Source organism: Pseudoramibacter porci (assembly GCF_009696145.1).
Classification (GTDB): Bacteria; Bacillota; Clostridia; order Eubacteriales; family Eubacteriaceae; genus Pseudoramibacter; species Pseudoramibacter porci.
Map to the genome: position 1 here is coordinate 22,950 of NZ_VUMO01000008.1, position 15,230 is coordinate 38,179.

Genomic DNA, 15,230 nt, shown 5'->3' on the forward strand with positions numbered 1-15,230 from the left:
AGATTGTTTTTTTCTTTGGTTTGTGATACATTGAAAAACAGCAAATTTTTATTAAAAAAAGCTTAAAAACAGGCTCTGGCGGAAAAATATTTTATACTGCGGGGCGTATATAATGAGTGAAGTCCTTTTTATCAGATGAGGGCTTATCTAATGATAGAAATTAAATTTAACTTGGAGGAAAAGCGCATTGAGTACCAGCACAGCCGGCAGCGAGAACCGCGGCCGTCAGTCGTCGGATCAGGTCAAAGAGATCGATCTTTTGGAAATTGGCAGAGCCATTTGGGATAAATTTTGGTTTGTTGTTTTACTGACCCTTATAGGCGCCGCTTTGGCTTTTGGCATCACCAATTTTCTCATTCATCCCACTTATCGTTCCGGCTTTACAGCCTACGTCAACAACCACGCGTCCGGCAGTGAAAACAACGTCAGCAGCTTGAACAGCGGAGACACCGCCGCCAGCCAGACCCTGGCCCAGACCTACGCGTCGATCATCAAAAGCCGTCCCGTCGTTGAAGACGCGATGGACCGGATCAGCATGGACGTGAATTACGACGATATTGCCGACGATATCACGACGGAAGTCGATACCGACTCCCAATTGGTGACTCTCGATGTCACGATGGAAAACGCCACGGACGCCCGCAACCTGGCCCGGTCGATTGCGCGGGTGGCACCGAAATACGTCGCGAGCATCGTCGAAGGGAGTTCGATGAAAATCGTCTCCTCGCCAATCCTGCCCGACCAGCCCTACGCGCCGAGCATTCCGAAGAATACGGCGGTGGGCGCGATCATTGGCTGCTTGCTGGCGATGATCATTATCATCATCCGCCACTTGACCGACGACCGGATCAAGAGTGTGGAAGAGCTTGAAGCCAAATTCGGGTTCTCGGTGATCGGCACCATTCCGAACTTCGACGAGGCCGCAAACAACAAAGGCAAAAAAGGCTATTATTACGCTGCCAGCAAAGCAAAGTAGTGAGAACGGAGAACCAAGCATATGGCATTTCAAATTAAAAATAAATTGAACCGCGGCAAGGCCAGCGATAACGCCGAATGGATTCTGACCGATAAATCCCCCTGGCCCATTCAGGAAGCCTACAAGGCCCTGCGCACCAATATCACCTTTTCCCTTCCGGGATCGGGCTGCAAAGTCATCGGCGTGACCAGTGCCTTCCGCCACGACGGCAAATCGACCAACGCCGTCAACGCGGCAATCAGCTTCTGCCAGATTGACAAGAAAGTCGCGTTGATCGAGGGGGATTTGCGGCTGCCGACTTTGTCCAAAAAACTGGGCTGCAGACAAGTTCCGGGCTTGTCCGATATGCTCATCGGAGACCAATCCCTGAAAGAATGCACCCGAACGATCCACGAACACAAAAATCTGGCCGTGATTCCCGCGGGGAATATCCCGCCGGATCCGACCTGGCTGCTCCAGTCGGAACAGATGAGCACCTTGGTCGACGGCCTCCGGAAACATTTCGACTACATTTTTATCGATTTGCCGCCAATCACCTCTGTGGCCGACGCGTTGATCCTTTCACCATTAATCGACGGCTATTTGCTGGTGGTTCGCAACAACGTGACGGAATACCGCGCCGTGCGTGATACCCTCGAACAGATGCGCCTCGCCAAGGCGAAAGTCATCGGCTTCATCTACAACGACGCCGAAAGCGCCGGCGGCGGCAAGTATTACCGCTATTATAAGTAAAAAATGAAACCAACAGATTGCATTACTTTTTACGATTTACACAGCCATTTCCTGCCCGGGATGGACGACGGCTGCAAGACGCCGGAGGAATCCATCGCGCTGCTCACCGAGCATTACCGCCAGGGGTGCCGCGGGGTCGTCTCGACGTCCCATTATTACGCCCAGGAATCTATCGATCGATTCCTAAAACGCAGAGAGCAGGCGGCGGCCCGGCTGCTGAAAACAATGAATGGCCGCATCCAGGCCATGCGCCGCGAAGGTCAGCGGGTCACGCCCGACGCGCTGCAGCTGCCGGCGATTACCTTTGGTGCGGAGGTGGCGTACCGGGAGGCGCTGGTTCACGATCCCGAGCTTGAGAAGCTGTGTTTCGGCAAATCCCGCTACCTGCTCCTCGAAATGCCCTTCGAACCCTGGAGCGATCGGACGCTGCGCGGCGTCGAAGAAATCGAAAACATGTGGGGCATCAAGCCGATTATTGCCCACATTGAGCGCTACCGCGGTTTCGCGGACGACGCCTACATTGAGGCGTTGATGGACATGGACGTGGTCGTCCAGCTCAACGCCGGCAATTTCGCCCGGCGCAAAACCGCCCGCAATGCGGTAAAGCTGATCAAAAACGGCCGGATTCAGGCCCTCGCGACCGATAGCCACAACACGGAGCGCCGCCCGCCCAACATGATCTGGGCCATTGAGGCCCTCCAGAAAAAGGGCATGGCCGACGCGCTGTCCGACATTCTGGACAACAACCGGCAGATCTTTATGGCGGCTAAAGGGCAATAAGCGGGCAAACGCTCGATTAACTTTGAAATGCATCAGCGGCGGAAGGCATGCCGCCGCGTCAAAAGGAGAAGGAAGTACATTATGTGGGAGAAGAAAAAATGGCGCCCGGTTGCGGGCTTTGTGTTTTTGTTTCAGGTGCTGTTTGAGGCGATCGCGCTCATCAATATCCATCGCCTGAACATGGTGCCGACGAAATACTTGATGGTGCTTTACGCCGTTTTGGCCGGACTGACCGTGCTCACGGCGTTTTTACTGTTTAAAGGGACAGGTCATGGGCCAAGCCATCACCGCCACCGCCGCCGGGTCGCTTCGGTTGTGATCGCGCTGATTGTGGGCATCGGCTCCGCGATCGCGACCGCTTTCGCCGCGGAAGCTTACTCGACAGTGAGCACGGTCACCGCAGCCAGCAATAAGCTCGCCGCGGTTGAAGGGGTTTACGTGCTGAAGACGGACCAGGCCCGGACGATCCAGGGCACGAAAAACTACAAATTCGGCGTGATGACCGGCTACGACGCTGACAACACCCAAAAGGCAGTGGAAAAAGTCAGCAGCAAGGTTAAAAAGGCGATTACGACGATTCCGGAAAAATCGGTGAACGACAACGTGTCGGCGCTCTACAACGGCGATGTCCAGGCGATCATCATGAACGAAGCCTACGCCGATTCGCTGGTGGATACAGAGGCTTACGCGGACTTCCGGAAAAAGACACGATTGCTCTACGAAGTGCCGATTAAGAAGAAAAAGACCTCGAATAAAGCCGTCGATGTGACCAAGACGCCGTTCGTGCTCTACATCTCCGGCTCCGATACCCGCAGCAAGATCCTCGACACCAGCCGCAGCGACGTCAATATCCTGATGATCGTCAATCCGGTGACCAAACAGATTCTGCTCCTCAACACGCCTCGGGATTATTACGTGAAGAATCCGGCGGCTAACGGAGCTTACGATAAATTAACCCATTGCGGGCTCTACGGCATCGACTGCTCGGAACAGGCCTTGGGTTCGCTGTACAACACCGACGTCAATTATTACAGTCAGATCAATTTCACGGGATTCGAAACGCTGATCGACGCCATCGGCGGTATCACAGTGGATTCGCCCCAGTCCTTTACGGCGGGCAGCTATTCCTTCAAAAAAGGTGAAAACACCTTGAACGGGGCCCAGGCTTTGGCCTTCGCCCGGGAACGCCATGCCTTCAACGAAGGGGACAACATGCGCGGCGAAAACCAGATGCGCGTCATCAAGGCGGTCATCGCGAAGATCACTTCTGACGGCGGCAACACCCTGCTTCATTACAAGAGCATCATGGACAGCTTGTCCGGCACCTTCACGACGGACTTGACGTCCAAGGACATCAGCAAAATCGTCAAAAAACAGCTCGACGACGGGACCAGCTGGAACGTCCAGTCCTACGCCGTCAGCGGCAAAACCGGAATGGACACGACCTATTCGATGCCGGGGACGAAGGTCTCGGTCATGTACGAAGATTCAGGCAAGGTCGTGAAGGGCGCCCGATTGATCGATAAAGTGAAAAACGGCGAAAAATTGACCAGCACAGACGTGGCAGAATAAGGTTTAATCAACAAACTGCTCAGGGTCGCCTCTCGGGCGCCCAAAAGGGAATCCGATGTTGGATTGCCCTGAGCGGTTTTATTGCGCTTATACTGTATCCTTCCAAGATACATGGGGGAGGGTAAAGCACACCGCCTTGTCCTGGGGTGCGCTGAAAGAGAGAGGACACAAAAGGGAAAGATAACAATGATGGAAGGACCACACAAACAAAAGAAAACAAATGGATTGATGCATTGGCAGTTGATCGCGTTTTATCTTGGCGCTTATGATGTCATTGCGATTAATTTTTCTTATTTTTTCGGGCTGTTGATCCGCTTTGACTTAAGCTTCAGCGAAATTCCAAAGGCGTATCTCGTGCCTTTTCTGCGGTTTGCACCAATTTATACGGTTTTTGCGATTATTGTTTTTAAGGCAATTGGACTTTACCGCAGTGTCTGGCGATTTGCGAGTTTTACGGAGCTGAATCGCATTTTTATCGCGACGCTGATCACAACAGGGTTTCAAATTGTAGGCATTACGCTCTTTTTCCAGCGCATGCCGATCTCTTATTATTTGGTTGGGGCAGTGATGCAGTTTTGCTTAATTACGCTGGTGCGCTTCTCTTACCGTTATGTCAATCTGATGCGAAATAATCGGGATAATTCAGCTAAAGCTCAAAAGAATGCGATGATTATCGGAGCGGGACACGCCGGCGTCATCATCATCCGGGAATTGCAAAATTCCAGAGAGCTCGACATCAATCCGGTTTGTCTGATCGACGACAATCCCAATAAATGGGGAAGAAGTCTTTACGGCGTGCCGGTGGTCGGCGGCCGAGACCGCATCCTCGAAGCGGTTGACAAATATCAAATCGACCAGATTCTTGTCACCATTCCCTCAGCGGCACCAGAAGAACGCCGCGACATCTTAAATATTTGCCAGGAAACCGGCTGCGAGATTAAGAACCTGCCGGGGGTGTATCAGCTCACCAACGGCGAGATCTCCTTCAGCAAGATGAAACCAGTTTCTGTAGAAGATTTGCTCGGGCGGGAAACGATCAAGGTCAACATGACAGAGATTTACGAGTTGCTCAAAGGCAAAGTCATTCTCGTGACGGGCGGCGGTGGTTCGATCGGTTCGGAACTTTGCCGTCAAATCGCGGCCCACGAGCCAAAACAGCTCATTATTTTTGATATTTACGAAAACAACGCTTACGATATCCAGCAGGAGCTTAGACGGCGCTATCCTCATCTCGATTTGGTGGTACTCATCGGCTCCGTCCGGGACAGCCGCCGGGTCGATATGGTCTTCAAACAGTATCGCCCGGATTACGTCTTCCATGCCGCCGCGCACAAACACGTGCCGTTAATGGAAGACAGCCCGAACGAAGCGATTAAAAATAACGTTATCGGCACGTATAAGACAGCCTATGCTGCGATGAAGTACGGCACCAAGCGCTTTGTTTTGATCAGTACCGATAAGGCGGTAAATCCGACCAATATCATGGGGGCGTCCAAACGCCTTTGCGAAATGGTGATCCAGAGTATGGATGCGGTCAGCCGGGAAGGCCAGTTTGACAAACTGCCGACATTGCACGCCCACGCAGACGCAGCGGATGATGATCCGGCGGCCTGCGCGGAAATGGATGGGGCGGCGAAGGACGCAGCATCCCTGTCTGACATTCAAATTGGGAGCACACGCAATGAAGCGCGAAACGGCACGCAATTTGTGGCGGTTCGTTTTGGCAATGTGCTTGGCAGCAATGGCTCGGTGATTCCGTTGTTTAAGAAACAAATTGAGTCAGGCGGCCCGGTAACGGTCACCCACCCGGACATCATTCGTTATTTCATGACGATTTCCGAAGCGGTCAGCTTGGTGCTTCAGGCTGGCGTTTACGCGTGGGGCGGTGAGATCTTCGTGTTCGATATGGGCGAACCGATGAAGATCGACAGCCTGGCCCGCAATATGATCCGCTTGTCCGGCTATACCCCGGACGTGGATATCAAGGTGGAATACACCGGTCTGCGCCCGGGTGAAAAGCTCTATGAAGAAAAGCTGATGGCCAGTGAAGGGCTTAAGAAGACCGATAATGAATTGATCTTTATCGGCAAACCGGTGCCTTTCGATATTCGAGAATTCTTTGGTCGACTCAAAGAGCTCGCTCAAGCGAGTTACAATAATTCTGACCATATTGTTGAAATGGTGGAAACCATGCTTACAACGTTCCATCCGGTTGGGGAACATCCAACGGGAGATGAAAACAAAATTGAAGAAATCGCATAATGAGATTTGGAAGGACAAAATAAATGGATAAAAGGACGATCTCATTCAGTCCGCCTGATATGGGTGAGCTGGAAGAAAAACAGGTAATCGACACTTTACGCTCCGGTTGGATCACCACAGGGCCTAAGGTAAAAAAATTAGAAAAGCTTCTTGCTTCTTTTCTAGAAGTTGATGAAAAAGCGCCGGCTGTCGCGTGTTTAGGTTCAGCTACGGCCTCAGAAGAATTGATTTTACGCATGCTCGGTATTGGGCCAGGAGATGAAGTCATCGTCCCGGCTTATACTTATACGTCAAGTGCAGCTGCAGCCATTCATGCCGGGGCAAAAGTTATTTTTGTGGATTCTCAGCCGAACAGTGTCGAGATGGATTACGACAAGGTGGCTGAAGCAATCACAGATAAAACCAAGGCCATTATTCCGGTTGATCTTGGCGGAGTCCCCTGTGACTATGACGCGCTTTTTTCTATTGTCACCAGTCCAGAAGCAAAGACACAATTTCGACCGCTAAGTGCTTCTGAAGATGACGATGAATTGACTAAACTAGGGGCAAACATCCAGCAGAAGCTGGGGCGGATTGCCATTGTCGCCGATGGGGCACATGCACTGGGCGCCCGCAGAATATTATCGCACTGGTCAGGCGAACCAGAAGGCGGAGAACGCAAGGAACGCAAAGTCGGTTCGATTGCAGACTTTACGTCCTTTTCATTTCATGCGGTGAAAAATTTTACGACGGCAGAAGGCGGCGCAGCATCTTGGAATCTTCCATTCAATACAGCAGAAGACAATGCCGTGATGTATCACTGGTTCCAGCTCTTATCCCTTCACGGCCAAAGCAAGGATGCACTGGCGAAAACACAGGTTGGTGCGTGGGAGTACGACGTTGTGGCACCGCTTTATAAATGCAATATGACCGATATTATGGGCGGCATTGGTTTAGCACAATTTGAAAGATATCCTCAGCTATTAGCGCGCCGCAAAGCAATTATTGCGAAATACGATGAAGCTTGTGATGCGCTTGGGGTTGATCATATTGTCCATTTTACCAATAGTTACACTTCTTCCGGGCATTTGTATATCACACGAATTACAGGGTGTAACGACGAACAGCGGCGAGAAATTATTCAAAAAATGGCTGAACGTGGTGTAGCGACAAATGTTCATTATAAACCCCTTCCGATGATGACCGCGTACAAAAGATTGGGATGGAAGATCGAAGACTTCCCAAACGCTTATAAATTGTACAATAATGAGATCACATTGCCGCTTCATACGAAATTGAGCGATGAAGATGTAGACTATGTGATTCAAAATTTTAAAGATGTATTAAAGTCGTATATTTAAGAGGAGCATACTTGAATGTTAAGGAAATGGGGAGATTTACCGGACTATATGCGTTGCGAGGAAGTTCGCCCGTATTACGATGCGCTTTCTAAGAAAAAGGGAAGTTTGATCCTTAAAAGAGTATTTGATTTAATTGCTGGTGTTATTCTTCTCATCATCCTTGCGATTCCGATGGGAATCATTGCTGTAAAAATCAAACGCGATTCGCCTGGGCCGGTTTTCTATCGGCAAGAACGTGTGACGACTTACGGAAAAAGATTTCGCATTCATAAATTTCGGACAATGGTCGATGGCGCGGATCAGAAGGGCAGTGCGGTTACAGTTAATAACGATAGCCGAATTACCAAAGTTGGGACAAAGCTTAGGGACAAAAGACTTGATGAATTGCCACAGCTGTTTGATGTTTTGGATGGAAATATGTCTTTTGTAGGCACAAGACCAGAAGCGGCAAAGTATGTAGCGCAGTATGGAAAGTATAATAAAGCATACTACGCAACGTTGCTTTTGCCGGCGGGGATTACGTCGAAAGCTTCAATTGCTTATAAGGATGAAGCTAGGTTGTTGGAAGCGGCAGATGATGTGGATCTTGTCTATATGAAAGAGGTGCTCCCGGGCAAAATGAAATGGAACCTTGAGAGCCTTAAGAAGTTCAACTTCTTGAGAGAGATAGGAATGATGTTTGAAACCGTAGGAGCGGTGAGTAAGGAATAGGCAGATGAAAGAATCAAATATTAATGGTCAGCCATATGACGGCATACAAAGAGAAATAGTCGATGGGTTAGTCTCTGTGATTATGCCGTCATGGAATACCGCAAAATTCATAGGAAAGTCTATTCAATCTGTTTTGAAACAGACATATGAGAACCTTGAGTTGGTCATAGTGGATGATTGTTCTACAGACAACACAGACGAGATCGTAAAATCTTTTAGTGATCCGAGAATCCGATATTATAAAAATAAAAAGAATTCTGGAGCTGCGGTTTCTCGAAATAGAGCTATCCGGGAAGCAAAAGGCGAATGGATCGCTTTTCTTGACTCAGATGATCTTTGGAAGCCGGAAAAACTTGAACGACAGATCGTTTTTATGAAACAGAATGGATATGTATTTTCTTATCATGAATACACAAAGATTGACGAAGAGGACAATCCACTGGGCATTTATGTATCGGGACCTGAAGTGGTTGATAGGCATCGCATGTACAACTATGGATATCCAGGATGTCTGACCTTTATGTATAGTGTTAAGGCATTTGGCTTGATTCAAATTAAAGATATCAAGAAAAATAATGATTATGCAATTCTTCTTAAATTGTGCAAGAAAGCAGATTGCTATCTTCTAAAAGAGAATCTTGCTGAATATAGAATCCGTAAAAAAAGTATAAGCCATGACAAATTAAGGAAGAAATTAAGAAGTCATTACGATTTGTTTCACGTTTGTGATGGTAAGCCTGCACCAGTGGCTTTTTGGTATGCATGTTGGAATATGTTTTATGGCATTAAAAAGAAACAGAAATACGAGACAAAGATTTGAGGGTTTAGATGAATATTGCAATTGCTGGAACAGGATATGTGGGTCTTTCGTTAGCAGTGCTTCTTTCTCAGAAAAACCATGTGACCTCTGTTGATATTATTCCTGAGAAAGTTGAAAAACTTAATAATTGGGAGAGTCCTATTCAAGATGAATATATAGAGAAGTATCTGGCTGAAGCCAAAGATGGTTTGCGAAAGCTGAATATTAAAGCAGTACTTAATAATGGGGAAGATGGAGATAAAAATCCATCTAATACCATTTATAAAGATGCAGATTTCATTGTTATTGCTGCTCCTACCAATTATGACAGCACTACACAGTATTTCGACACGAGTGCGGTGGAATCAGTGATTGAACAGGTTTTAAAGGTTAATGACAAAGCCTTTATGATAATAAAATCAACAATTCCTGTTGGGTACACAGAGTATGTTCGTTCTAAGTATCAGACAAATAGGATTTTGTTCTCTCCAGAGTTTCTTCGGGAATCCAAAGCATTGTATGACAACCTGTATCCAAGCCGGATCATTGTTAGCTGGGATAAAAATGATCCGGCTGTTGTCAGGGCGTCGAAGGCGTTTGCGAGACTTCTGAAGGATGCAGCCTTAAAAGAGGATACGCCGGTTCTTCATATGGGATTTACAGAAGCGGAAGCTGTAAAACTTTTTGCAAATACCTATTTGGCCCTCCGGGTTTCTTTTTTCAATGAACTTGATACATATGCTGAATCGAAAAAAATGAGCACAAAATCAATTATTGATGGTGTGTGCTTAGATCCCAGAATTGGAGACTTCTATAATAATCCAAGTTTTGGATATGGTGGTTACTGCTTACCGAAAGATACAAAGCAATTGCTTGCAAATTACAAAGATGTTCCTGAGAATCTAATTCAGGCTATTGTTGATAGCAATAGAACCCGTAAGGATTTCATTGCAGATCAGGTTTTAAAGAAAGCTGGCTATTACAGCTATTCAAGCGAAAATGCTTATAAGGTAACAGAGGAAAAAAGAATCATTATTGGGGTCTATCGCTTGACAATGAAGAGCAACAGTGATAATTTTCGGCAAAGTAGTATCCAGGGTGTAATGAAACGCGTAAAGGCAAAAGGCGCAGAAGTGATCATCTACGAGCCTACCCTCGAGGATGGCTGTACCTTCTTCGGTAGCAAGGTTGTGAATGACATTCAGAAGTTTGAGGACAATAGCGATGTAATTATCGCAAATAGGTATAACAAAGATCTTGATAGAGTAAAAGAGAAAGTCTATACACGGGATCTGTTTCATGAAAATTGATAGGAAAATTAATTAATGAAAATATGCTTTTTATCAAATGCTCAGAATTATCATACTATAAAATGGGCCACCTGGTTTTCAAGTCATGGTCATGAGGTGTCTGTGATATCATTTGTAGATGCTAAAATCTCAGGTGTTAGAGTTTATTATGTTGGAAACTCTGCAAATCCAGAAGGTAGTGATGCGAATAAAATTGCCTATTTGACGCACAGAAAGAAAATAAAAGAATACATAGAGCAAATTAATCCTGACATAATAAATGCGCATTATGCTACAAGTTATGGCACGGCTATGGCGCTAACGGGTATTCATCCTTATATCCTTTCAGTGTGGGGATCTGACATATATGATTTTCCAAATCATGGATTTCTTCAGAAATTGATTCTGAAATACAGTTTAAAAAAAGCAGATTATTTGTTTTCAACAAGTAAAGCAATGGCGTCGGAGGGTGGAAAATATACAAAAAAACATTTCGAAATTACACCGTTTGGTGTTGATATGGATTTATTCAGCCCTGCTAAGAGGACCAGGCATGATGATAAATTTGTGATTGGAACGGTTAAGTCTTTATCACCAAAATATGGAATAGATACGTTGCTTAAGGCTGCTGCTTTAGTTTATAAGGAACATCCTGAATATAATCTCGAAGTTCGTATTGCGGGAAAAGGACCGGCAGAAAAAGAACTGAAAGGTCTTGCTAAACAGTTGGGAATAGATAACATTGTTTGTTGGCTTGGCTTCATTTCGCAGGAGGATGCAGCAAGAGAGTGGGCTAATATGGATATTGGCGTTGTTTCTTCTTCTTCTGAGTCATTTGGCGTGTCTGCCGTTGAATGCCAGGCATGCGGGATACCGGTTATTATTACAGATGTACCAGGATTAAAAGAAGCTACCAAACCAGGAAAAACAAGTGTAGTGATACCTAGAAACGATTACTATGCACTTGCTAAGAAAATCGTTGAATTACATGATGATTACAATAAAAAGGTTTTGTTAGGAAAACAGGCAAGAAAGTTCGTTATGGAAGAATATGAACTCAATAAATGCTTTGAAAAAATAAATTTTATATTCCAAAAAATGCAGAAAATCTGAACTGGATATAGATAAAAATAGTAGTGAAAATAATAAAATTAATATAAGGAGGATAAATGGCTTATTGGATTATTATAATATCCATGTTTTTTTTCATGATTGTCCTTCAAATGAGAAATGGGAAAATAGCATTTGCATTGAATGCCAATAAGTATATTTTGATAGTATTAGCTGTTTGTTGGATGATAGCGGCTTTTCGAAATATATCAGTTGGTGCAGATACTGCACACTATGCAAAACTCTATATCAATATATGTGATTCTAGTTGGGCTGAGATATTTTCTTCCTTTAAATATCAAGGACAAGAAATAGGTTGGAATATCTTGAGCAAATTGGTTAGTTTGATATCGAACAATTATTATTTATTACAAATCATAACAAGCGCAATTTTTTGCTTTGGCTTTTATCCTTTTATAAAAAAGAATAGTACAAATGCTGTTTTGGCGATGTCTGTTTTTTTAGGAACAGGATTATATTTATATAGCTTTAATATAGCTAGACAGATGATCGCAGTTATGCTTGTGGCAAATGCATGGGATAAATTAAGAGAAGAAAAAGCGAGAGAATTTTTTTTTCTAGTTGCTCTTGCTTGTACATTTCATGTTACATCAGCAATTTTCTTGATTGTTTATTTGGTTTATAAATTGTGGCCTTACAAGAAAACACATAAATATTTGGTTATGTGTGTTATTTTTGTAGGAATTTTTTATCAAAAGATACTTGAATTTTTTACACCGATTTTACAAGATTACTATAATTATAATAATTATCTTGTAAATGAAAGATTAAAACAAACGGCTGGGCTTGTGGTTTTATTTTGGATTGTTATAGTATTTTTATCATTATATCTGATAATTAAAGGGAAAAATGATGAGGATCAGGCGAGTGTATCGGGTCTTTTTGCTATTTTCTACGTAATTATGTCTCTCGTTGGTCTTAAGTTTAATTATATGGATAGGATTGGAGTATATTTTTTGCCATTTTTAATTCCAATGTTCGATGAAATACAGTATAAAATAAAGAATATTTATTTAGCAAAGACATATATGGTTAGCGCAATTATTTGCTTTTTGATTTATTTTATATTATCCACACAAACTGCTCAATATTTGTATATTACTTTTCTGAATTATTAGAGTGAGAATAAAATGAAAGAACCGCTTATTACAGTAATTGTACCAGTCTATAATGTAGAAAAATATTTAAATGATTGCGTGCAATCAATTGTAAGTCAAACTTATAGAAACCTTGAAATTATTCTTGTGGATGATGGGTCGCCTGATAATTGTGGAAAAATATGTGATAACTTAGCCAAAGAGGACAGCAGAATAAAGGTTATTCACAAAAAGAATGGCGGATTGTCAGATGCCAGGAATGCTGGAATAAATATAGCTACAGGAAAGTATATTACTTTTATTGATAGTGATGATTTTATTTTTGCAGATATGATAAAAAGTTTTGTTAATTGTGCCGAAGAAAATCATGCTGACCTTGTATCAGCGCAACATGTGCGCTGTGAACAAGACGATAACTATAAGGAATTTAACTTTAATCGTTGGAGTTATTCTGACGTGCAGCAGCATGTTATACACGGGAATAATGAGGGCATGCGCCAATTTCTATATTCCAATGATATTGGAACAGCGGCATGGTCAAAACTTTATAAAAGGAGTTTGTTTAAGGATGTAAGATATCCATATGGGAAATATCATGAGGATACATACACGACGTATAAATTAGTTGCATTATGCAACACAATCGTTTCATTAAATCAACCACTCTATGTTTATCGTAAAAATAATGCCAGTATTATGAATGAACCCTTTTCTGATAAAAGATTTAATATGGTTGAAGGAAAGCTTGAACAGGCAGAATTTATTCATAATTTTTATCCACAATATTCAAAGGGTGCAAATAAAGATATAATTTATGCTTGTAATCAATGTATGATTTTATTAAGCAAAAGTACGGGGCAGTATAAAGAGGTTGAGGAAAAACTTCAAAAATTATATAGAAAATATTGGAAGGACTATTTTACTAGCAAGGTTTCGATAAAAGGAAAAATCGTAGCAGCCATATGTGCTATAAATGTTGAGATGGGATTAAAAATATTAAGAGTATCATTATGATGAGCAGACTTTTTAACATAGTAAAGAATAAATTACAAGACAACATTAATCAGAAGAATAGGAAAAAACTTACAAACCCGGATGTAACGATAATAGCAAGTAATTGCACAGGTGGCTTTTTATATCATTGGTTAGGACTAGAGTTTAAAAGTCCATTTATTAATTTATATATGACACCAGAAGATTTTATCACTGCACTTAGTAATTTTGATAATTTCATGGAACAGAATATTATTGAATTGAAGGACAGTGGGAAAAATTATCCTGTTGGCATAGGATATAAAGGAACGCTAATACACTTTATGCATTACAAAAACTTTGATCAAGCAATTTCAAAATGGAACGAACGTAAAGAGCGAATGAACAAGAATAATTGTTGTGTAATGTTGTCAAACTGGGGGGGTTATGACACAAAACAGTTAAAACAGTTTGATTCCTTACCATTTAAACACAAAGTGGTGTTTACAGATCGGAAATATTCTAACATTAGCAGTGCTTTTTATCTGCACGGATATAGTTGCTCTAATGGAAAGAATGGGAATGTATATGCCACACAATATATTAACGGAAAAAGATATATCGATCAGTTTGATTATGTGACGTTTTTCAATAAGTGTAATAATACATGAAAAAAGAAATGATCCCTAAAATAATTCATTATTGTTGGTTTGGAGGCAATCCGCTCTCAGATATGGCCAAAAAGTGTATCGCGAGTTGGGAAAAGTATTGTCCTGACTATGAAATAAAAGAATGGAACGAATCTAATTTTGATGTAAATATCTGTAATTATTCAAGCGAAGCTTATAAATCAAAAAAATGGGCTTTTGTATCTGATGTGGCAAGACTTTATGCCTTGGTAAACTTTGGCGGCGTTTATATGGACACAGATGTCGAAGTGATTAAACCAATTGACAATCTCTTGCAATACGAAGCTGTGTCAGGTTTCGAATCAGAGACTCAAATTTCAACGGGACTCATGGCGAGTATTCCTCATCAGGTATTGTTCGAAGAATTATTGAATGACTACGCAGATAAACATTTTATTAGAGAAGATGGGAGTTATGATTTAACTACAAATGTTACGAGAATTACAAATGTTTGTAATAAATATGGTTTTAAACAAAACAATACATTTCAAATGATAAAAGGGTTTACTTTACTTCCAAAAGATTATTTGTGCCCAAAAGATCATGAAACACATAAGATTCATATTACGAATAATACTTTAGTTATTCATCATTTTGATGGATCGTGGCATAGCGCGGAAGATGTCTATTATGAGCAATTGAAGCGTAAAATGCCGAAGTATTTTCCAAAGAGTTTAGAAAGCTATTTGGCAAAATTTATTTCTGTAGTTAAGTATAATGGAGTGAAGAGTGGAATAAGTCAGACTTTGGGATGGATAAAAAGAAAGCGATAAATAATTTAGATATAATGAAAGATGTTAAAGAAAAATCTGTTAAGAATAATAAAAAAGTATAGCAGTAATGACGTGGTATCAATACTACAATTATGGTACGGCGCTTC

14 protein-coding genes are annotated in these 15,230 nt (G+C 42.9%); all 14 read left to right on the forward strand.

Annotation, left to right across the window (positions count from 1 at the left end; all coding sequences use genetic code 11):
* The first annotated feature begins 187 nt into the window (after window positions 1–187).
* On the forward strand, window positions 188–976 hold the full coding sequence (locus tag FYJ52_RS06865) for a YveK family protein (protein WP_154576491.1): 789 nt from the start codon (window positions 188–190) through the stop codon (window positions 974–976).
* Window positions 977–997: 21 nt separating this feature from the next.
* Window positions 998–1,708 (forward strand): CpsD/CapB family tyrosine-protein kinase, encoded by a 711-nt coding sequence (locus tag FYJ52_RS06870; protein ID WP_154576492.1) that lies wholly within the window; start codon window positions 998–1,000, stop codon window positions 1,706–1,708.
* 3 nt (window positions 1,709–1,711) lie between these two features.
* Window positions 1,712–2,488, forward strand: a complete 777-nt coding sequence (locus tag FYJ52_RS06875; RefSeq protein ID WP_154576493.1) for a CpsB/CapC family capsule biosynthesis tyrosine phosphatase — start codon at window positions 1,712–1,714, stop codon at window positions 2,486–2,488.
* 81 nt (window positions 2,489–2,569) lie between these two features.
* A complete protein-coding gene (locus FYJ52_RS06880; protein ID WP_205960791.1) occupies window positions 2,570–4,060 on the forward strand; it encodes an LCP family protein in 1,491 nt (496 codons plus the stop codon).
* Window positions 4,061–4,246: 186 nt separating this feature from the next.
* Window positions 4,247–6,322, forward strand: a complete 2,076-nt coding sequence (locus FYJ52_RS06885) for a polysaccharide biosynthesis protein (RefSeq protein WP_235901564.1) — start codon at window positions 4,247–4,249, stop codon at window positions 6,320–6,322.
* Between the two features lie 23 nt (window positions 6,323–6,345).
* Window positions 6,346–7,662: a DegT/DnrJ/EryC1/StrS family aminotransferase gene (locus FYJ52_RS06890; RefSeq protein ID WP_154576495.1), complete on the forward strand. Its 1,317-nt coding sequence runs from the start codon at window positions 6,346–6,348 to the stop codon at window positions 7,660–7,662.
* Window positions 7,663–7,677: 15 nt separating this feature from the next.
* Window positions 7,678–8,373: a sugar transferase gene (locus FYJ52_RS06895; protein ID WP_154576496.1), complete on the forward strand. Its 696-nt coding sequence runs from the start codon at window positions 7,678–7,680 to the stop codon at window positions 8,371–8,373.
* Window positions 8,374–8,377: 4 nt separating this feature from the next.
* Entirely contained in the window at window positions 8,378–9,193 is an 816-nt protein-coding gene (locus FYJ52_RS06900; protein ID WP_154576497.1) for a glycosyltransferase family 2 protein, read from the forward strand.
* An 8-nt stretch (window positions 9,194–9,201) separates the two neighbouring features.
* Window positions 9,202–10,482, forward strand: coding sequence for a nucleotide sugar dehydrogenase (locus tag FYJ52_RS06905; RefSeq protein WP_154576498.1), 1,281 nt, complete (start codon window positions 9,202–9,204; stop codon window positions 10,480–10,482).
* Window positions 10,483–10,497: 15 nt separating this feature from the next.
* Entirely contained in the window at window positions 10,498–11,574 is a 1,077-nt protein-coding gene (locus FYJ52_RS06910) for a glycosyltransferase (protein ID WP_154576499.1), read from the forward strand.
* A gap of 56 nt (window positions 11,575–11,630) precedes the next feature.
* The gene (locus FYJ52_RS06915) at window positions 11,631–12,710 is read left to right on the forward strand and encodes an EpsG family protein (protein ID WP_154576500.1); all 1,080 of its coding nucleotides are present in this window, start codon (window positions 11,631–11,633) and stop codon (window positions 12,708–12,710) included.
* A 12-nt stretch (window positions 12,711–12,722) separates the two neighbouring features.
* Window positions 12,723–13,703 carry a glycosyltransferase family 2 protein gene (locus FYJ52_RS06920; protein WP_154576501.1) on the forward strand — a complete coding sequence of 327 codons (981 nt, stop codon included), beginning with the start codon at window positions 12,723–12,725 and terminating at the stop codon, window positions 13,701–13,703.
* Window positions 13,700–14,332, forward strand: a complete 633-nt coding sequence (locus tag FYJ52_RS06925) for a DUF1919 domain-containing protein (RefSeq protein WP_154576502.1) — start codon at window positions 13,700–13,702, stop codon at window positions 14,330–14,332. The genes FYJ52_RS06920 and FYJ52_RS06925 overlap by 4 nt, the downstream gene beginning before the upstream one ends.
* The gene (locus FYJ52_RS06930; protein WP_205960792.1) at window positions 14,329–15,123 is read left to right on the forward strand and encodes a glycosyltransferase family 32 protein; all 795 of its coding nucleotides are present in this window, start codon (window positions 14,329–14,331) and stop codon (window positions 15,121–15,123) included. Before FYJ52_RS06925 ends, FYJ52_RS06930 begins: the two co-directional genes overlap by 4 nt.
* Window positions 15,124–15,230 lie beyond the last annotated feature (107 nt).